This window comes from Xanthomonas sp. GPE 39 (assembly GCF_000963005.1).
Lineage (GTDB): Bacteria > Pseudomonadota > Gammaproteobacteria > Xanthomonadales > Xanthomonadaceae > Xanthomonas_A.
Genome location: NZ_JZHZ01000007.1, coordinates 1,034,842 through 1,053,185 on the forward strand (window position 1 = coordinate 1,034,842; position 18,344 = coordinate 1,053,185).

Here is an 18,344-nt window from a genome sequence, read left to right on the forward strand (position 1 = left end):
TTATTTTATCGATTGTATTGGAGCTTCGGCCTGCCCAGTGGCGATGCCTCCATGTTCGCATGCTGCGGATGAGCGCGTTGGTGCGACGTCGGCGTCTTGCGATGTTGAGTCACCCGCTGGTCTAGCCGATCACAAACTGGTTCCGTCCCTGCTGGCCCGCCATGTGCTGGTTCGTGCGGCCCCATGGCCATCGTGTCGCAGGAATGCACCGGACTGTTGTCTGCCATCCATATCGCAAGCAGGCACATATTCGGCGTGGTCTTGCGCGGTGGATTCTCATCGCATCGTACGGCCGCGGTGGAGTGGATGCCGATCGCATCCAGTCCTTTGGCGTGGTCAGCGATGCTGCGTCAGCCTGCCTGGTTTCTGCGCAGGAGCCGTTGGATTTCAAGGTGCGCGGTTTCGCGCAGTACGCAGATGTTCGGGGCATGCACGCAGAGGACGATTTCGACCGGCGCAAGAGGGTGAATGCGGCGGCCCTCGCCGGGGCTGGCGTGTCGCTGGGCGACATTAGGCAAGGTGTTCTCCACCAACTACTGCCGCACGCCCAGTCTGGAGCGCTACCAGATGATGAGGTATCCATGGCAGTCTTGTGCTGCGGATGCTGCCATCCTGTCACCCACCGCTCGCTCGGTGTCGCAGGGGATCTTGTCAGTGCAACATGATGGCCATCGCGTTGTACTGATGGCAGCAACCAGAAAAGCTAAAGGGAAGGGACGCATCACATGTTCAAGTATTACTTGAAGTTGGGCCTGCGCAACTTGCGACGAAATCCGGTGTTGACGCTGCTGATGGTCATGTCCATTGGCTTTGGCGTAGCGTCATCGATGACGACATACACGGTATTTCGTGCTGTCTCGGGTGACCCGATTCCTTCGAAGTCAAGCAGGCTCTTCTTCCCCCAGATCGACGTATGGGGGCCCTCATCAAGGCGCGGCGACACCGAACCTGCAGATGCTCTCACCTACACGGATGTAGTAGCGCTGATGCGCCATGAGCGCGCAGCAAAGCAATCGGCCATCTACCCGGTAGGTCCGACACTCTATCCGACTGATCCTGCCCAGAAACCGAAGACCATGTCGGGTGCGGCGGTCCATAGCGATTTCTTCCCAATGCTTGAGGTGCCGTTTCTTTACGGAGCTGGCTGGTCCAAGAGTGATGAGGCGCAACGTTCGCGTGTCGTTGTCATCAGTAAGTCGCTGAATCAGCGAACCTTCGGCGGCGAGAACAGTGTTGGCCGCGAGATCAGTCTCGATAACTCCAGTTACCGTGTGATCGGCGTCATTGGCGATTGGGATCCTCAGCCGAAGTTCTACTTCGCCTCTGTCGGGTACGTATTTGGTCCGGCAGATGACGTGTTCATCCCATTCGCGACCGCCATCGACCAGAAAATCCCGACAAGTGGCGTGTTCGGTTGCAGCGCGAAGTTGGCAGAGCCCGGATTTGCCGGTGCGCTGACGTCCAGCTGTATCTGGATCAGCTACTTGGTCGAGCTCGACTCCCCCGCGACGGTGGCCACCTATCGGGATTACCTCAAGGATTACGCGCGCTCGCACTACGCTGGCTGGGCGGTTAACAACCGGCTGCGCGACCTTCGCCAATTCCTCAGTCACCAGCGGATCGTATCGTCGGAGACCCGGTTGTCGATGATGGTGGCCATCTGTCTGTTGGTCGTCTGCATGGTCAACACGGTGGGCTTACTTCTTGCGAAGTTCCTGCGGCGATCCAGCGAGATCGGTGTGCGCCGTGCCCTTGGCGCGAATCGTTCCAATATTGCTTACCAGTTCGGTATGGAGTCGGCGGCAATTGGCCTGGCGGGTGGTGGACTTGGATTGTTCCTGACCTGGATAGGCGTTGGCTTGATGAAGGGACTGCTTGCGCCGCAGATTGCAAGGCTTGTCCACGTCGATATTTCGTTGCTTCTGCAGACGCTGATACTGGCCATAGTGACCACTGTGCTTGCTGGCCTGTATCCCACGTGGCGCACCATGCATTTGCATCCATCCATGCAGCTGAAGCAAGGTTGATCTGTGCCATGACTCTTCCTCCAATTATCTCCGCGCTTCGTCATCACAAGGCAGGCGCTCTGCTGATTGCCTTGCAGGTCGCGCTGACCCTGGCCATCGTGTGCAACGCGTTGTTCATCATTCGTGCTCGGTTCGACTCCATTTCTCGATCCACTGGTATCGTCGAGAAGGATCTGCTGTTCGTGGCGTCGTCATCCCCAAAGTCGGATATGAACACTGACGCAGGGAAAGAGGCCATGCGGTCTTCCGTCGATAGTGATCTGATCGCCCTGCGCCAGCTTGCGGATGTCGAAGATGCCTATGAAACCAACGCATTGCCCCTTACCGGTATGACTTGGACACTAGGCTCAGGCCTGAGTAGGGGCATGAACATTGAAACCCTCGTTTCCATGTACTGCGCCGATGAGCGCACGCTATCGACGCTTGGTCTGCGGCTGATCGCTGGCCGAAACTTCCAAAACAACGAAGTAGGCAGCGGCAGCCTTCTCGATATCGTCCAGCCGTCTGTCATCATTGTTAGCAAAGCCCTTGCCGACAGGCATTTCCCGGAGGGAGATGCGCTTGGCAAACAGATCTATTTCAGCAACGCGACCAAGGCGAGCACCATCATCGGTATCGTCGATCGCCTCCAGAGCGCAGCGGCAAATGGATCTGCAGATGACATGGTGTGGAGTTCGGCCTTGATCCCGCAGCGGCTGATTGCTCCATCGCGCTACTATGTCATTCGCGCCAAGCCTGGTAGAGAGGCCGCTGCAATGAAAAGCGTACTGGCTGCGCTGTATCTCCGGGATCCCGAGCGCGTGATCCCGGATGGATATTCAGGCACAGACGCGGGAGTGCGTACTTTCGAGCAGATCCGGAGTGACGCGTATCGTAGTGATCGCCGGCTGTCACTGTTGATGGGCGGGATGAGCATTATCTTGCTCGCCGTTACTGGGGCCGGTGTCGCGGGCCTGTCCAGTTTCTGGGTTGGACAGCGCCGACAGCAGATAGGTGTGCGCCGCGCACTGGGAGCGACGCGACGGAAAATACTCAGTTACTTCATGCTTGAAAATGGGCTCATCTGTGGCTCCGGCATCTTCGCCGGGGTGTTGCTAGCATACGGCCTCAATCAATGGATGATGTCACAGTTTGAGCTGTCGAGGTTGTCGTGGGGATACGTACTGATCGGTGCGGCGATGTTGTCGTTGTTGAGCTTGGCGGCGGCTTTCGTGCCAGCGCTGCGCGCTTCGCAGGTTACGCCTGTAGAGGCCATCCGGTCGGCGTAGGCGCGGCAGGTCACGCTTCACCTACGTCTCGACCTGGACCGGGTTCGCGTACGTGGCCTTCGTGATCGACGTGTACGCCAGCCGGATCGCGGGCTGGAAGTTCTCCGGTTCAGCCCGGACAGACTTCGTCCTGGACGCGCTGGAGCAGGCCCTGACCTGCCCCCACTAAGCCGTACCAGTTGAAGCTGTAAAGTCCGTCATCCAAGAGGATGGTGCCCCCCCCCCCAGGACTCTCAGGACTCTAAAGCCGACCGCTACTGGGAGTGGGGGCGTCGGAGGTCAAATCTCCCCGCGCGGATCAACGTCTAGGGACGACTTGGAGTTGATTGCCCCGGATAATAATGGTCCCTGGTTTGGATTCGGAAACGGAGGAATTTAATCTATCTATCTTGCTGAGATCGCTGCAATCACGCTGTGACATCGCCTCAATTTTTGTTTGGACGCCGACCTGTAAGGGTATTGTGTCATTGTGTTGGGGGTTTCCGTTGTAAGAGTTCACTTGCCCGCACCCTGTGGAGTTATTGTTGGTAATCCTTATGGCCACGACGTCCCGCCTCCAGTTCTGCACTTGATAAATCACAAGGTTGGGCTGTTGTGCGCCAGCCGCTGTAGCGGCACTTGTGGTCAGTGCAAACGTGGCGCACAGCACGATCTGACGAAGATTGAAAATAGAATTACGAATGGCCATCATGTCGCTCCGAAATAAGTTAATAAATACAACGACAATTCAAGTTGAAGTTATTAAATGACAAGCGCAGGGTGCGCCGCATCGTTCGCATGACTAGAGCATGTGATGCGCTTTCAAGCAATTATGGGTTGGTCAACAGCGCTGCGCGATTGCCGGAAAACCTGTCGAGAAGCATCTGAGGCATGCCCAGGCGGCGATGCGTAACTTGTTCATGCGGCCGCACATTGTTTCAAAACGCTTAGATTATTTTCCGAGAAATCTCCAGATTGCATTGAAAATCTATAATGTCGAATCAATTATTTGAGTGCAACATGGAAAATTCAAAAATACAGTTTGTATCACATAAAGTGATGTTAATTAATGATGTATATATAATCAATAGAATTCATCAATGGTGACGATATTCATTGGCCCGCACACAGAAACTGGGTCATGGTGAAGTAGGGGATTTGCCGGCATGGGCACCCGTCGTCACGAGGAGTCAAGCGTTGAAATTCAGTGGGTTGCCGTTCTTGGCCGATGTTCGCGATTCAGCGGATGAGCTGAGCAATAATCGCCAGAGCATGACATCTCGTGTCTAACCCCGTGTGCCGAAGAAAAGTCGGCGACCAACACGACGACGGCGCGGTTGTCCGCGCCGTCGTGCACCGAGTTGCTTATGCGATAGCGATTACGGCCATAGGTGAATCTGCTCGGCGTCGCTGCGCACCATCGGCTGTCCGGGCTTGCAGCTGAAGGTCGCGGCAAAGGCCGATTGGTTGGCCAGGGGGCCGTTGGTGCGCCAGCGGCCCGGGGCGTGCACGTCGGCAGTCAGGCGCTGCACTGCTTCGTTCGGCGATAGCTGCTGCGCCCACAGGCCAGCCCAGGCGGTGTAGAACGCTTGCTTGCCGGCGTCGTTGGCGTTGGGCTGTGCGGCAGTGTAGGCCTGCCAAGCGAGTTCGACGCTGCCGATGTCGGTCAGGTCCTGGTATTGAGTCAGCGGGCCGTTGACTTTGGCGCCTTTCACTCCGGGGAAATCATAAGCGCTGTATTGCGTGGCGGCGCGTGCGGCCAGCGCGTCCCAGGCGTTCTTGTCCTCGGCGCTCCACCAGGTACGCAACTGGCCTTGGGCATCGACCCGGCTGCCCTTGTCGTTGATTGCGCCGATCAGTTCGTGCGCGACCAGCGCGGCATAGCTGCCGTACAGCACGGCACTGTCGCCATTGTTGGCGAATACGGGCTGTTGCAGCACGGCGGCGGTGACGATCAGGCGGTTCTGTGCGATGTCGTAGGTCAGCGCCGGTTGCTGCGGCAGCACGTCCCAGCGGCGGTCGGCGTTGCCCTTGCCGATGCGCTTCATCTCTTCGCGATGGCGCCAGGTAGAGGCGATCAGCATGTTGCCGCCGAAACTGCCGCGGCCGGTCGGTTGCAAGGTGTAGTCGAGATCGCGATGCGGTACGCCGACTTCGATCTTCAGGGCGGCCAGCTTGGCCTGCGCTTCGGTACGTGCCGGTTCGCTGAGCCAACTGCTGCGCTTGACTGCGGCGATTTGCGCATCGCGCACCTGGTCAGCGATGGTTTCGGCTTTGTGGCGGGTCTCGGCGTTGAGATAGCGGGCGGCGTACTCGTGGCCGAGCATTGGGCCGGCGGCGACGTTGATCGCGTCCAGCACCTGCGCCCAGCGTGGCGGCGGCAGCGGTTGTCCTTCCAGCACTCGGCCGCGGAAATCGAAGCTGGCGTCGCGGAAGCTCTTGGACAGGTACGGCGCCATCGCATCGCCCACGCGCCAACGCAGGTAGGCCTTCCATTGCGCGGGCTGCATGCTGAGGATCATGCCATCGAGTTGCTTGAACATGTCCGGATCGGCCATCGACACCAGGTCGTCCTTGACGCCCTGTGCCTTGAGGAAGGCGTCCAGTTGCAGATTGCGGTATTGCTTGTTCAAGTCCTTGGTGGAGATCGGCGCGTAGTTGTTGAACGGATTGTTGATGCCGGCCAGGGATTTGGCGCTGCGCGCCAATGCGGTTTCGATCTGCAACACGGACTGCACGTCGGCGTCGAGCGTGGCCGCTGGTGTGCCGGTCAGGGTCAGGATTTGTTTGACGTAGCTCCGGTAGCGGCCCATCAGTGCCAGGGTGTCGGCGTCGGTACGGGTGTAGAAGGCGGGGTCGGGCAGGCCCATGCCGCCTTGCATGAAGTAGCCGATGTGGCGGTCCAGCGCCTTCAGGTCCACGTCGGCGCCGAAATTGAAGGCGACCGGAATGCCGATTTGATGCAGCGCGGCGATCGAGGCCGGTATGTCCTTGGCTTTTTTGATCGCATCGATACGGCTGAGCAGTGGCGCGATTGGCGTGGAACCATCTTTCTCCACGGCAGCCTCGTCCAGGCCACTGGCCCAGAAGTCGCCGAGTGCTTTCTGTACCGGGTTTTGCGGCGACTGCATCGCCGCGTCGAGCAGGTCGCGCTGCTGCTGTTGGGCGCGTTCGGCGAGCTGGCTCAGGGCGGTGACCGCGTCGGTTTGCGGTACCGGGTTGCGCTTCAACCAATCGGCATTGGCGTCATCGTAGAAATCGCTGCAAGCGGCGCTGACAACGGGAGGCTTGGGGGCCGCGGCATGTTTCTTTTTGGGCGCAGCATCGGCAGTGGACGCCAGGGCGATCAGGCCGAGGGTGACCGCAAGGGCAAGCGGACGAGCATTGAGCATCTGGAACGCATCCGGTCAGGAATCAAGTCGACAAGTTTAACAAGCCGCGACGTATAACTGTGGCGATGGCGCGCGCATGTGTCATGCCGCATGCCTCGGCAGGACGGCGGCGCGCATTTGCCAGGCAACAAAAAGGCCCGGACGTGCCGGGCCTTTTCGATGGTGCATCGCGTGTGCGCGGTTTACCAGATCACCACCTGCTTGTCGCCGCTGCGCACCATCGGTGCTCCCGGCTTGCATTGGAACGCTGCGGCGAATGCCGGCAGATTCGATGGGGCTGCGATCGCACGGAACTGCGCCGGGGCGTGCGGATCGGTGTTCAGCAGCATCATCGCGCTCTGCGGGGTGTATTTAGTCCGCCACACCGTGGCCCAGTTGATGAAGAAATTCTGGTCGCGGGTCATGCCGTTGACCTTGGGGTCCTCCTTGCCCTCGTTGGATTTCTTGAAGGCATCGTAGGCGGTGGTGATGCCGCCCAGGTCGGCGATGTTTTCGCCCAAGGTCAGCCTGCCGTTGACGGGTTTGCCGTCGACTTTGTAGGCGTCGAACTGCTTGACCAGTTTGCCGGTGAGCGCGGCGAATTTCTTGGCATCGGCCTGGGTCCACCAGTCTTCCATGTTACCGGTCGGCCCGAAGCGCGCGCCCTGGTCGTCGTAGCCGTGGGTCATTTCGTGGCCGATCACCGCGCCGATGCCGCCGTAGTTGAACGCGTCGTCGGCCTTCGAGTCGAAGAACGGCTTTTGCAGGATCGCGGCGGGGAATACGACCTCGTTGCGCTGCGGGTTGTAGTAGGCATTGACCGTTTGCGGGGTCATGTCCCACTCGGTCTTGTCCACCGGCTTGCCGATCTTGCTTAGGTCGTACTTGTAGTTGAATGCTTTGGCCGCGCGCACGTTGTCCAGGTAGCTGTCGCGCTGTGTGCTCAGGCCGCTGTAGTCGCGCCACTTGTCCGGGTAGCCGATCTTCGGGGTGAAGGTCTTCCACTTGTCCAGGGCTTTTGCCTTGGTTTCCTCGCTCATCCAGTTGAGCTTTTCGATCCGTGCCTTCAAGGCCTGACGTAGGTTGTCGACCAACTGCTCCATCTTGGCCTTGTCGTCGGCGGAGAAGGCGACCTTGACGTACATCTGCCCCATCGCTTCGCCAGCACCTCGATTGATGCTGCCGAGCACGCGTTTCCAGCGCGGCTTCATCTCCGCCTGGCCGTTGAGTTCCTTGTTGTAGAACGCGAAGTTCTCCTGTGCGAAGGCATCGCTCAGGTACGGCGAGGCGTTATCCACGGTGTGGAAGCGCAGGTAGGCGCGCCACACCGCCGGATCGGTATCGCCCAGTGCTTTGCTGACTTCCTGGTGGAAGGCGGGGATCGCCAGCGAGAACTTCTCCGGTGTCGCCACGCCCTGGGATTCGAAGAATTTGGTCCAGGGGAAGTTCGGGGTCAGCTTGTCGGCCTCGGCCGGAGTGATCGGGTTGTAGGACAGTTTGGCGTCGCGCAGTTGCTCGATTGACTTGGAGGCTTTGGCCAGGCGCGTTTCCAGCGCTACCACGTCCTGCGCCTGCTTGGCGGCGTCGGTTGCCGGCACGCCGGACAGTTCCAGCACCTTGGCCACGTGTGCCTGGTATGCCTTCAGCTTGTCTTTCTTGTCGGCATCGAGGTAGTAGCCGCGGTCGGGCAGGCCAAGGCCGTCTTGCGTCGCGTATGCAATATTCACGGACGAGTTCTTGTAGTCGGGTCCGGCGTAGAAAGCGAACAGGTGGTTCTCGCCCTTGGCCGCGCTCTGGCGCAGGTAGTCGGCCACCGCCGGGCCATCCTTGAGGCCGTCGATCGCGCTCAGCTCGGCCTTCAGCGGGGCGATGCCCTGCGCGTTGACCTTGGCTTCGTCCATGCCGGAGGCCCAGAAGTCGCCGACGATCTTTTCCACGCCTTTTGCGTTGGTCGCGGCGGCGGCCTGTTCGGCCAGTTGATGCTGCACGGCGACCGAGCGCTCGTCCAGGATCGAGAACGAGCCCCAACTGCTGCGGTCTTTGGGAATTTCGTGCGTGGCCAGCCATTTCCCGTTGACGTAGCCGTTGAAGTCGTCGCAGGCGTTCTTGCTGGGATCCAGGTCGTTGATGTCGAACGCGCTGTAGGCTGGCAGTTTGCTGGTGTCGAGGGTGAGTTCGGCCGCAGCGGGGGCTGGGGCGGGGGCGGCTGTTGCGGTGGGCTTGGGAGTGTCGGCGGCGGGGGCGGTCGCGTCGTGCTTGCCGCAGCCGCTCAGTACGGCGCTCACGGCCAGGGACAACAGCAAGATATTGGGAGTGCGAAGGGTCACAGGGGAGGCTCCAGGCCGGCAGGGATACGAAATGGCCCAGGACCGGGCCGCGACAAGACTCTACCGCGCTGAAGGGATGGTCAGGGGTGTCGAAGGTCATGGGTGTGCTGGAGCGGGCGACCACGCTCGCGCTATCGAAGCACTGGCTTACTATGTCCGGCATGCGTAGCAAGCCGCCATGCGATGCCGTGATCGTGGGGGCCGGCCACAACGGTCTGGTCTGCGCCGCGTATCTGGCAAGGGCTGGTTGGACGGTGACGGTGCTGGAGCGGCGTGGTGTGGTTGGCGGTGCCGCGGTCACCGAGGAGTTCCATCCCGGGTTCCGTAACTCGGTGGCCTCCTATACGGTATCGCTGCTGCAGCCCAAAGTGATGGCCGACCTCGATCTGGCCGGGCATGGCCTGCGTATCGTGCCGCGACGCCGCAACAATTTCCTGCCGCTGCCGGACGACCGTTATCTCCTGACCGGACCTGGCCTGACCCAGGCCGAAATCGCCAAATTCTCCGCGCGCGATGCCGCCCGTCTGCCCGCCTACGAGGCACGGCTGGAGCGCATTGCCGACGTGCTGCGGGCGCTGGCCTTGCAGCCGCCACCCAACCTCACCGATGGCGGTTGGCTGCAGGCACTGCCGGAGCTGCTGCGTGCCGCTCGCCTCGGGCGACACCTGCATGCGTTGGAGACGACATTGCGCCAGGAGTTGCTGGATTTGTTCACCCTCTCCGCCGCCGAATATCTGCAGCGCTGGTTCGAGAGCGATCCGGTCAAGGCTTTGTTCGGTTTCGACGGCATCGTCGGCAACTACGCCAGCCCCTACACGCCAGGTTCGGCCTACGTGCTGCTCCACCATGTGTTCGGTGAAAGCAACGGGGTCAAGGGCGCGTGGGGGCACGCGTTGGGGGGGATGGGCGCAATCACGCAGGCGATGGCCAAGGCGGCGCTCGCGGCTGGCGCCAGCATCCGCACCGATGTCGGTGTGGCTGAAATCTTGGTCGAGGACGGGCGCGCGGTCGGTGTGCTCACCGAGCACGGCGAACGTGTGTACGCACGGCACGTGGTCGCCAACGTCAATCCCAAGCTGCTCTACGAACGCCTGCTCGACCCCAGGCACGTGCCGGCCGCCACTGTGGAGCGCATGGCGCACTGGCGCTGCGGTTCCGGCACGTTTCGCATGAACGTGGCGCTGTCGCGCTTGCCCACGTTCCGCGCGTTGCCCGAGCCGGGCGATCATCTCACTGCTGGCATCGTGCTGGCGCCGAGCCTGGATTACATGGATCGTGCCTACCACGATGCGCGTGCGCAGGGCTGGTCGCGTGACCCGATCATCGAACTGCTCATCCCGAGTACGTTGGACGCATCGCTGGCACCGCCTGGTCAGCACGTGGCCAGTCTGTTCTGCCAGCACGTGGCGCCGCAGTTGCCGCAGGGGCATTCGTGGGACACGTATCGCGACGTGGTCGCGGACGTGATGATCGCCACTGTCGAGCGCTATGCGCCGGGTTTCGCCGCTTCGGTGTTAGGGCGGCAGATACTGACGCCGCTGGATCTGGAGCGCACGTTCGGTTTGGTCGGCGGTGATATCTTTCATGGCGCGCTGAGTCTCAATCAGTTGTTCAGTGCGCGGCCGATGCTCGGTCAGGCCGCGTATCGCGGCGCGATTGCGGGCCTGTTCCTATGCGGATCTGGCACGCATCCTGGCGGTGGCGTGACCGGCGCGCCTGGCCACAATGCGGCGATGGCGCTGCTGCGGGGTTGAGCTGCGCGGAGTATGGCAAGCGAGCTGGCATCGGTCCGAGCGTCGTGGAAAAGGGCGCGCGGCCCAGCGGCGATGCGTGGCGCGATGGCGAACGCATGGCGATGCTTGTCGATATGCCCGCGTTGTCTGCGGATTTGAAAACACCGTCGCTTAATTTATCGGGCTAGACGGAGAATGTGCGCGCTCATTAAACGCGCGTCATGCTTGTTTGGTGGCGATGTGCCATGGGCTGCTGTGCAGCGATGATCGTCGTGTCTGCGGCATTGCAAGGATGGCAGAGGTAAAAAAGCCCACCCGCGCGGGTGGGCTTTTTTGATTGTGCGTATCGGCTTACTTGCCGAACGCGTAATGCATTTCCAGGTAGTACGCGCGACCGTACACGTCGTAGTTGTAATCGTTGTACGCCCAATAGGTGCTGCCAGGATAGGACTTATCGAGAGGCGGCATCTTGTTGAAAACGTTGGTCACCATCAACGACAGCTCCATGCCTTCGAACGCCTTGTAGGTGATGCTGGCGTTATGGGTGATGTGTGAGGGAAGTTTTGCAGCTCGCTTCCCAGCATAGCCGGTGGCGTCCAATGTCGCAGCGTAGTTGGGCGTCTTGTCGAACCAATTGGCATACCAAGTCGTCGTGAAGTCGCCGATTTCCCAGGTGAGCGCCGTATCGGCCTTGCGCTTCGGATCGCTGCTCCAGTACGGATCGTTGAGTAGATCCACCGGGCTGTCGCCCGCGTAGCGCACGTACTTGTGGCGCAGGTTCTGGGTGTAGCTGGTGACGGTGCTCAGGTCACCCCAGCGGCCCAGATCGTAGCCATAACGGAACGAGGCGATGGCGGTTTCCAGTTTCTGGTTGGAGATGTTGATCTTCGGCGTATAGATCGTGGCGAGGTTGCCCGCCGAATCGCGAGCGACCTGCGATTCGGCCGCCTGGCACAGTGCCGAGGTGGGGGAGTCGATGCCAGCGCGGCAGCGGTAGTCCTGTAGGCTCAGCGCATCGGCGCTTTGCAGGGTGACTTCATCGCTGATATTCCAGTTGAGATAATCGATGGTGAGAGCCATGCGATCCAGGGGCGACCAAACGAAGCCCGCGCTCCACACGGTGGCGTTGATCGGTTTCAGGCCCAAATTGCCGGACTGCGTGCCGAAGAACTGGGCGCTCGAATATTGTTGTGGGCAATTATCGGTGTTGCCCGGCAGGTAGCCGCGCTGTGCACACTGATAGTAGTCGGTTACGGTGTTGTAATAGCCGCTTTTGCGCTGGTATAGGTCGGACAGGGTCGGTGCACGGAACGCGGTGCCGTACTTGCCGCGCAGCAGCAGCGATTCGAAAGGACGGTACTCCAGCGAGACGCTGTAGGTCGGCTTGTCGATGGTGTGGCCGCTGGCCTTGAACGCGTCGTAGCGGCCAGCCAGGGTGACGGTCAGTGGGGCGAAGACCGGCATGCGCAATTCCGATGTCAGCGCGTAGCGGTCGCGCTGGCCGCCGCCATCTACCGAAGTCATGCCCCAAATATCACCGTTGAGGATCGCAGGGTCCGGGTTGTAGTCCCATTTCTGCTTGCCGTATTCCCCGACCACGGCCAAGCCGGCGTCACCGCCCGGCAGGCTGAATAGCTTTGCGTCGGTCGCTTGTAGGCGCAGCATGCCGTCGGAGGTTTTGCTCTTGTTGGTGACACGCCCGGTGAAGCTGGCGAACTCCTGTTGACTGAGCGGTTGGTACAGCGCCGCGTAGTTCGGCGAATAGACCGGGTAGGTGCCGTAGATCGGATCCACGCCGAGTTGCGGCCCGAGAACCTTATTGATGAAAAATTGATCGACTGGATTCTTATAGCGAATAGCGCTGTTTTCTTGGAGTTTGTACTGGGTGTACGTGACGCCGGCATCGTAGTCCCAATTCGACTGGCCGAGGGTTCCCTTTGCGCCAAAAGTGACACGCATCGACTCGCTCTTGTCGCGATTCATGGTGTCTTTGATGCCATTGATGCCCATTTCCTCTGGCGCGAAACTCCGTTGCATATTGACGAGGTCGTTTATATTGGGATCGTAGTAATAGCCTAAATCCGCCGATGTGGTCCAAAAGATGAAGCTAGCCCCGGGGTGATACTTGGTTTCTTCGTGGCTATAGAGCGTGTCGCCGTAGAGTTGAATGTTGTCATTTATGTCGTGAGTGCCATGCAAGTAAACTTGCGCGGATTTGAGACCGTTGCTGAGGGTGGCATAACCAGGCTTGTATGCTGAGCCGCAGTAATATTCATCGCCAAAACCGACCCTGCGCTGCAAGGTTTCGGTGCCGCCGAAGAGGCGAGAGAGGTTCTGGCACCTGGCCGGGTCCTGGAAGCTGTAGCTGGTGTTCTGGCCGTAAACCAAAAAGTCGCGCCCCACTAATTGTCGGGAGTAACCATGGGTGTTGTACTGCTTGGTCAGGTCGCGCTGGTAGCCCCAAATTGGGTCCTTTTCCTCGTACTGCACGCCGCCGAGTAGGCTGGTGCGGCCGTCGGAGGAGGTCCAGCCATCGGCGAAGGTCGTGCGGAAGTTGCTGCCGCCGCCTTCGGAGTAGCCACCGCCACGGATGCTGAACACCGCACCGTCCAGTTTCTTCTTGAGGATCACGTTGATGACGCCGGCGATGGCGTCGGAGCCATACAGGGACGACTGGCCGCCTGGCAGGATTTCGATGCGGTCGATCAGGTCGATCGGAATGCCGCTGATGTTGTTGAAGGTATCGGTGCCGTTGTAGAGCGCGGGATAGTTCGACATCGGACGGCCGTCGATCAGGTACTTCACGTACCCCTGCGGCAGGCCGAACAAGCTGACCGACTTCGCGCCCTGAGTGAACGTGCCCGAGCTCTGCCCGCCTTGCACGCCGCCGGTGGCGAAGGAGCTCTTCTGCAGCACGTCGGCGACGCTGCTGAAGCCGCGTGCCTTGATTTCTTCGGCATTGATCGTCGTGACCGGGGTGGCGATCTCGATCTGAGCCTGTGGAATCAGCGAGCCGGTCACGGTGACTTTGCTCAGGTTCGTCGCCTTGTCGGTCGACTTGCCGTCGGTTCCGCTGTCCTGGGCGAGGGCGCTGAATGCGACGGGGACCATCATGGCCGAGAGCAGTGCGGCACTGAGCGGGCGATGGGGAAAATAACGAGTGTGACGAGCAGTCATGATGTTTCTATTCCCGAAAATCAATCGATGAGAGGGGGGACTCGGCCTCGTGCCACGACATGTGTGTCGAAAGTGGGATCGCTTCCGGCGATGCGACCAAACGTAACACGGACTTAACGGATGCCTGCATGTCGACATCGTCTTTTTTGTCTACGGGCCGCATATGTCTGGATGCGATGGCAAACATCGATGCAACAGCCGATGACGTGCGGCTGATGGCTGATTCGCATCATGTTGGGGCGTTGCATGTACAGGATGCTGAATGGGTGGGTTGGGCGAGAAAGCGAGCGATCTCGGTCGTCCTGATGGATGTGTTTATGGAGATGCTGTGGGTGACTGTGGGTGACGCATGGCGCGCACCAGATTGGGGAGCCTGTTTCTTCCGGATAGGGCAAGAGCAGCGCGTGACGATGACCACAGTTGCCCTGCGCGCCATCCTCGCTCCGTTTTGATCAACGTGTCCGCGTCGGGCTATCGCGTCGGTACACGGGGCGTTCGACCGCCGATTGCGCAAATTTGCGCAGCCGACGTGGTTGCCGAGGCGGATCGCCGAGGATGGCCAATGCCTCGCACTTGTATAGTCGCGTGTCAGTTTGACCCGTCGCGTCGCGACACGAGGGTCAGTCGCCATGGCCGCTGCGCGGTCTTGTCCCCCGTCTCCCGCTTGCCGCGCAGGGGTTCTGCGTGCAGGTGCTTCATTTCATTCGATGAGTTTCCCGATGACCGAACATCCCCGCCTTCCCGCTCACGCCGTCCAGTCCAAACTCGCGCCGCATCCCCGTATCCGCAATGTCATCGCTGTCGGCTCCGGCAAGGGCGGGGTGGGTAAGTCCACCACCGCAGTCAATTTGGCCTTGGCCCTGCAGCGCCAGGGGGCACGGGTCGGGGTGCTGGATGCCGATGTCTATGGGCCTAGCGTGCCGGCCATGCTCGGGTTGAGTGGGCGACCGGACAGCCCGGACGATAAGACGATCGAGCCGATGCGGGCTTTTGGCATCGAGGCGATGTCGATCGGCCTGCTGGTGGACCAGGACACGCCGATGATCTGGCGCGGGCCGATGGCCACCTCGGCGTTGACCCAGTTGTTCGCCGACACGCTGTGGGACGACCTGGACTACCTGCTGATCGATCTGCCGCCGGGCACGGGCGACATCCAGTTGACCCTGGCGCAAAAGATCCCGGTGGCCGGTGCGGTGATCGTCACCACCCCGCAGGATATCGCCACGTTGGATGCGAAAAAGGCGCTGAAGATGTTCGAGAAGGTCGAGGTGCCGGTGCTGGGCATTGTCGAGAACATGGCGATGCACACCTGCAGCCAGTGCGGCCATGTCGAGCATGTGTTCGGCGCAGGCGGTGGCCAGCGTATGGCGCAGGAGTATGGAGTGCCGCTGCTGGGGGCGCTGCCGCTGGAGATCTCGATCCGCGAGCAGGGCGATGCAGGCACGCCGATCGTGGTGGCGGCACCGGAGTCGGTGGCGGCGCAGGCCTATCTGGCTACGGCGCAGCGTCTGGTCGAGGAGTTGCGCAAGCGGCCACGCGCGGCCATCCCGATTGCCGCAACGTTGCGCTGAAGGGCGAGGTGCCTCCGCGAATGGCCTGCGACCGGCTAGAATCGCCGGTCGTTGCGGCCCGCTTCCGGCGTCGGTCGCGTTTCCGGCTTCCAGGCTGCGGCCTGCCGCCATTGGCATCAGGACTCCCCATGAGCATCAAGAGCGACCGTTGGATCCGCCGCATGTCCGAACAGCACGGCATGATCGCGCCGTATGAACCGGGCCAGATCAAACAGGTCAACGGCGAGCGCATCGTCAGCTACGGCACCTCCAGTTATGGCTATGACGTGCGTTGTTCGCGCGAATTCAAGGTGTTCACCAACATCAATTCGACCATCGTCGATCCCAAGCACTTCGACAGCGGCAGTTTCGTCGACATCGAGTCGGATGTCTGCATCATCCCGCCCAACAGTTTCGCCCTGGCGCGCACGGTGGAGTACTTCCGTATTCCGCGCAGTACGCTGGTGGTGTGCCTGGGCAAGAGTACCTACGCGCGCTGCGGCATCATCGTCAACGTGACCCCGCTGGAGCCGGAGTGGGAAGGGCACGTGACCCTGGAGTTCAGCAACACCACGCCGTTGCCGGCGCGCATCTATGCCAATGAAGGTGTCGCGCAGATGCTGTTCTTCGAGTCCGACGAAGTCTGCGAGACCAGCTATAAGGACCGTGGCGGCAAGTATCAGGGCCAGACCGGCGTGACGTTGCCGAGAACCTGAGTTTTCCTCTCGATCTCGATGGCCGGTCGCGGCGAGCGCTTGCCAGACAAGCGCTGCCTGCACGATCCGAGCGCTGGTGCCGCAGGAGTCAACGTTCCCCGCTGATTCCTCGTGCTGGCCGCCGTGTGTCAGCGGCCAGCACAGTCGCGGTTATTTGCCGCGACCGAACAGCATGCCGACGCCGACCGCGACCAGGATCGCGGGCCACCAGGTGGCGATCAATCGGCCCAGGCTCAGATGGGTCCAGCCTAGGTTGTTGGCCAGGAACACCAGGCCGATCAGGATCAGCACGATAGCGGCGATCGCATTGGATTTCATTGGAGTGCGGTTTCCGCAAATTTAAGGTGGCTTATCGTAGCCGCTGGCGCCAGGCGGCGACACGCGCCTGCAGCAGATCGGCGGGGAGCCGCTGTGCTGGGCCGCTGCCCCAGACCGGCCCCGGCCACGCCGCATCGTCCGGGTGCCGTCCCAGGACATGCACGTGCAACTGCGCCACCACGTTGCCCAGTGCGCCGATATTGAGCTTGTGCACGTCCGGCTCCTGGCGCAGTAACTGCGAGAGTTGATTGATCTCGGCCAGTAGCAGACGTTGCTGAGCACCATCCAGGTCGATCCACTCGCGGGCATCGGCCACCCGTGGCACCAGCAGCAGCCATGGGAAGCGGGCATCGTCCATCAGCCGGACCTGCGATAGCGGTCCGTCGGCGACGAACGCGCTGTCGGCGTCCAGGCGTGGATCCAGTACGAACTCAGCCATGGTGGTGGCTCAACTCAAATGCTCGGCGAGGAACGTCAGGCTGCGTTCGCGTGCGCGCTCGGCGCTGTCGGGATCGTGATGATGCGGATCGACGTGGCGGTCGAAGCCGTGCCCGGCTGGATACACGAAGGTCTGCATCTGCGGCAGCTTCTCGCGGTGCTGCTGCACCGCTTCGGCCGGGATACTCTGGTCGTGCGCGCCGAAGTGGAATAGCACTGGTGCTTTCGGCGTCTCGTCCAAGAATTGGGTGTTGCGCCCGCCGTAGTAGCTCACCGAGGGCAGGCCCAGGCGCAGTGCCGCCAGCAATGCGACGCTGCCGCCCCAGCAGTAGCCGAGGGTGCCGACCTTGCCTGCGGGGGCCAGCGCCTGGGCGGCGGCCTGCACGATGTCCAAGGCCCGCTCGAAGCCGAGCGCACCGACCAACTCCCGGCCCTTGTGTACGCCGTCCTGATCGTATGTCAGTTGCACGTCTTTCTCGATTGGGTCGAACAGTGCCGGCGCCAGTACCGCGTAGCCCTGGGCGGCATAGTGCTCGGCGACTTCGCTGATGTAGGCGGTGACGCCGAAGATTTCCTGGATGATCACCAAGCCGGCGCGTGGTGTGGCGTCGGGCTGAGCTTGCCAGGCGCAGACCTGGCCGTGCGCGGTGGCGAGAGTGATCCAGTGGCCCATGCTGCGCTCCTGTGGCGGACGATGCGGGGGATTATCCATTGGGACGGGGGTTCGCCACTGGATTTGCGGGTACTCTGAGGTCGGTTGGATCGGCACATGCGGCGCGTTGGCGTCGCAGTTTCAAGTCGCGCCATACTCCACCGCCACCACCACGAAACTATGGTGGCCACCGGGCAGCAGCGCTTCCACCTCGTCATCAATGCGTTTTTTCAGTAGTGCCCGCGCCAGCGGCGAGTCGATGCTGATCCAGCCGCGCGCGGCGTCGGTTTCGTCCGGGCCGACGATGCGGTAGCGGCGTCGTTCGCCACTCTCGGCATCTTCCAGTGCGATATGCGCGCCGAAGAACACGGCTTGCGGGTCCGATGGAGCGCCGGCGATCACGCGCAGCGCTTCCAGGCGTTTGCTCAAGTAGCGCACGCGGCGGTCGATCTCACCCAATTGCTTTTTGCGGTAGGTGTATTCGGCGTTCTCCGAGCGGTCGCCCTCGGCCGCAGCTGCGGCCAACGCCTTGACCACCTCCGGGCGGCGCAGGCGCCACAGCTCGTCCAGTTCTGCCTTGAGTCGGGCATGGCCTTCCGGGGTGATCAGTGCGGTGCTTTTTTCGGCAGGAGGGCGCCAGCGGCTCATCGGGATGTAATGACGCAGAAGCAAAGCGGCGATGCTAGCGCGTGTGTCTGGCGTGCGCACCTGTGTGTGCTGCTGGGCTGGTCGGCACGGAGTGGGCGGCGATGAACGTTGTCCCTCCGCAGATAGCACAACAATCGTCA

Annotated in this window: 15 protein-coding genes and 1 pseudogene; 8 read left to right on the forward strand and 8 right to left on the reverse strand. The window is 61.2% G+C overall.

From position 1 onward, the window contains the following. The first annotated feature begins 203 nt into the window (after window positions 1–203). The 4 genes and pseudogenes from XALGPE39_RS04395 to XALGPE39_RS15475 form a co-directional block, all read left to right on the forward strand. A complete protein-coding gene (locus tag XALGPE39_RS04395) occupies window positions 204–665 on the forward strand; it encodes a hypothetical protein (protein WP_152624813.1) in 462 nt (153 codons plus the stop codon). Between the two features lie 60 nt (window positions 666–725). Then, entirely contained in the window at window positions 726–2,027 is a 1,302-nt protein-coding gene (locus XALGPE39_RS04400) for an ABC transporter permease (protein WP_045727148.1), read from the forward strand. An 8-nt stretch (window positions 2,028–2,035) separates the two neighbouring features. After that, entirely contained in the window at window positions 2,036–3,295 is a 1,260-nt protein-coding gene (locus XALGPE39_RS04405) for an FtsX-like permease family protein (protein ID WP_045727149.1), read from the forward strand. A gap of 10 nt (window positions 3,296–3,305) precedes the next feature. Beyond that, a pseudogene (locus XALGPE39_RS15475) lies at window positions 3,306–3,449 on the forward strand (IS3 family transposase); the annotation flags it as partial. A gap of 144 nt (window positions 3,450–3,593) precedes the next feature. Here the strand turns inward: XALGPE39_RS15475 and XALGPE39_RS15480 are convergent. The 3 genes from XALGPE39_RS15480 to XALGPE39_RS04415 form a co-directional block, all read right to left on the reverse strand. Then, window positions 3,594–3,983, reverse strand: a complete 390-nt coding sequence (locus XALGPE39_RS15480) for a hypothetical protein (RefSeq protein WP_152624814.1) — start codon at window positions 3,981–3,983, stop codon at window positions 3,594–3,596. A gap of 670 nt (window positions 3,984–4,653) precedes the next feature. Then, window positions 4,654–6,666, reverse strand: a complete 2,013-nt coding sequence (locus tag XALGPE39_RS04410; protein ID WP_045727150.1) for a M13 family metallopeptidase — start codon at window positions 6,664–6,666, stop codon at window positions 4,654–4,656. A gap of 182 nt (window positions 6,667–6,848) precedes the next feature. Then, a complete protein-coding gene (locus XALGPE39_RS04415) occupies window positions 6,849–8,972 on the reverse strand; it encodes a M13-type metalloendopeptidase (protein WP_082061826.1) in 2,124 nt (707 codons plus the stop codon). A 161-nt stretch (window positions 8,973–9,133) separates the two neighbouring features. Between XALGPE39_RS04415 and XALGPE39_RS04420 the strand changes: the two genes are divergently transcribed. Beyond that, window positions 9,134–10,726 carry an NAD(P)/FAD-dependent oxidoreductase gene (locus tag XALGPE39_RS04420; protein WP_045728958.1) on the forward strand — a complete coding sequence of 531 codons (1,593 nt, stop codon included), beginning with the start codon at window positions 9,134–9,136 and terminating at the stop codon, window positions 10,724–10,726. 330 nt (window positions 10,727–11,056) lie between these two features. Here XALGPE39_RS04420 and XALGPE39_RS04425 read toward each other — a convergent pair whose 3' ends face one another. Further along, window positions 11,057–13,819 carry a TonB-dependent receptor gene (locus XALGPE39_RS04425; RefSeq protein ID WP_045727152.1) on the reverse strand — a complete coding sequence of 921 codons (2,763 nt, stop codon included), beginning with the start codon at window positions 13,817–13,819 and terminating at the stop codon, window positions 11,057–11,059. Between the two features lie 191 nt (window positions 13,820–14,010). Between XALGPE39_RS04425 and XALGPE39_RS04430 the strand changes: the two genes are divergently transcribed. The 3 genes from XALGPE39_RS04430 to dcd all read left to right on the forward strand — a co-directional run bounded on the left by XALGPE39_RS04430 (window position 14,011) and on the right by dcd (window position 16,148). Then, window positions 14,011–14,334 carry a hypothetical protein gene (locus XALGPE39_RS04430; protein WP_152624815.1) on the forward strand — a complete coding sequence of 108 codons (324 nt, stop codon included), beginning with the start codon at window positions 14,011–14,013 and terminating at the stop codon, window positions 14,332–14,334. Between the two features lie 267 nt (window positions 14,335–14,601). Next, window positions 14,602–15,453: an iron-sulfur cluster carrier protein ApbC gene (gene apbC, locus XALGPE39_RS04435; RefSeq protein WP_045727154.1), complete on the forward strand. Its 852-nt coding sequence runs from the start codon at window positions 14,602–14,604 to the stop codon at window positions 15,451–15,453. Between the two features lie 128 nt (window positions 15,454–15,581). Continuing rightward, on the forward strand, window positions 15,582–16,148 hold the full coding sequence (gene dcd, locus XALGPE39_RS04440; RefSeq protein ID WP_045727155.1) for a dCTP deaminase: 567 nt from the start codon (window positions 15,582–15,584) through the stop codon (window positions 16,146–16,148). A gap of 150 nt (window positions 16,149–16,298) precedes the next feature. Here dcd and XALGPE39_RS16070 read toward each other — a convergent pair whose 3' ends face one another. The 4 genes from XALGPE39_RS16070 to greB all read right to left on the reverse strand — a co-directional run bounded on the left by XALGPE39_RS16070 (window position 16,299) and on the right by greB (window position 18,204). Beyond that, entirely contained in the window at window positions 16,299–16,466 is a 168-nt protein-coding gene (locus XALGPE39_RS16070; protein ID WP_012915497.1) for a DUF5668 domain-containing protein, read from the reverse strand. A gap of 31 nt (window positions 16,467–16,497) precedes the next feature. Next, window positions 16,498–16,905 (reverse strand): HIT family protein, encoded by a 408-nt coding sequence (locus tag XALGPE39_RS15490; protein ID WP_045727156.1) that lies wholly within the window; start codon window positions 16,903–16,905, stop codon window positions 16,498–16,500. Window positions 16,906–16,914: 9 nt separating this feature from the next. Next, window positions 16,915–17,577, reverse strand: a complete 663-nt coding sequence (locus tag XALGPE39_RS15495) for a dienelactone hydrolase family protein (protein ID WP_045728959.1) — start codon at window positions 17,575–17,577, stop codon at window positions 16,915–16,917. A 120-nt stretch (window positions 17,578–17,697) separates the two neighbouring features. Next, the gene (gene greB, locus XALGPE39_RS04460; protein ID WP_045727157.1) at window positions 17,698–18,204 is read right to left on the reverse strand and encodes a transcription elongation factor GreB; all 507 of its coding nucleotides are present in this window, start codon (window positions 18,202–18,204) and stop codon (window positions 17,698–17,700) included. Between the last annotated feature and the right edge of the window lie 140 nt (window positions 18,205–18,344).

Bases quoted from the DNA above. Each gene is read 5' to 3' on its own strand.
- XALGPE39_RS04395 (WP_152624813.1), top strand. From the start codon at position 204: ATGCACCGGACTGTTGTCTGCCATCCATATCGCAAGCAGGCACATATT.
- XALGPE39_RS04400 (WP_045727148.1), top strand. From the start codon at position 726: ATGTTCAAGTATTACTTGAAGTTGGGCCTGCGCAACTTGCGACGAAAT.
- XALGPE39_RS04405 (WP_045727149.1), top strand. From the start codon at position 2,036: ATGACTCTTCCTCCAATTATCTCCGCGCTTCGTCATCACAAGGCAGGC.
- XALGPE39_RS15480 (WP_152624814.1), bottom strand. From the start codon at position 3,983: ATGGCCATTCGTAATTCTATTTTCAATCTTCGTCAGATCGTGCTGTGC.
- XALGPE39_RS04410 (WP_045727150.1), bottom strand. From the start codon at position 6,666: ATGCTCAATGCTCGTCCGCTTGCCCTTGCGGTCACCCTCGGCCTGATC.
- XALGPE39_RS04420 (WP_045728958.1), top strand. From the start codon at position 9,134: ATGCGTAGCAAGCCGCCATGCGATGCCGTGATCGTGGGGGCCGGCCAC.
- XALGPE39_RS04425 (WP_045727152.1), bottom strand. From the start codon at position 13,819: ATGATGGTCCCCGTCGCATTCAGCGCCCTCGCCCAGGACAGCGGAACC.
- XALGPE39_RS04430 (WP_152624815.1), top strand. From the start codon at position 14,011: ATGTCGACATCGTCTTTTTTGTCTACGGGCCGCATATGTCTGGATGCG.
- apbC (WP_045727154.1), top strand. From the start codon at position 14,602: ATGACCGAACATCCCCGCCTTCCCGCTCACGCCGTCCAGTCCAAACTC.
- dcd (WP_045727155.1), top strand. From the start codon at position 15,582: ATGAGCATCAAGAGCGACCGTTGGATCCGCCGCATGTCCGAACAGCAC.
- XALGPE39_RS16070 (WP_012915497.1), bottom strand. From the start codon at position 16,466: ATGAAATCCAATGCGATCGCCGCTATCGTGCTGATCCTGATCGGCCTG.
- XALGPE39_RS15490 (WP_045727156.1), bottom strand. From the start codon at position 16,905: ATGGCTGAGTTCGTACTGGATCCACGCCTGGACGCCGACAGCGCGTTC.
- XALGPE39_RS15495 (WP_045728959.1), bottom strand. From the start codon at position 17,577: ATGGGCCACTGGATCACTCTCGCCACCGCGCACGGCCAGGTCTGCGCC.
- greB (WP_045727157.1), bottom strand. From the start codon at position 18,204: ATGAGCCGCTGGCGCCCTCCTGCCGAAAAAAGCACCGCACTGATCACC.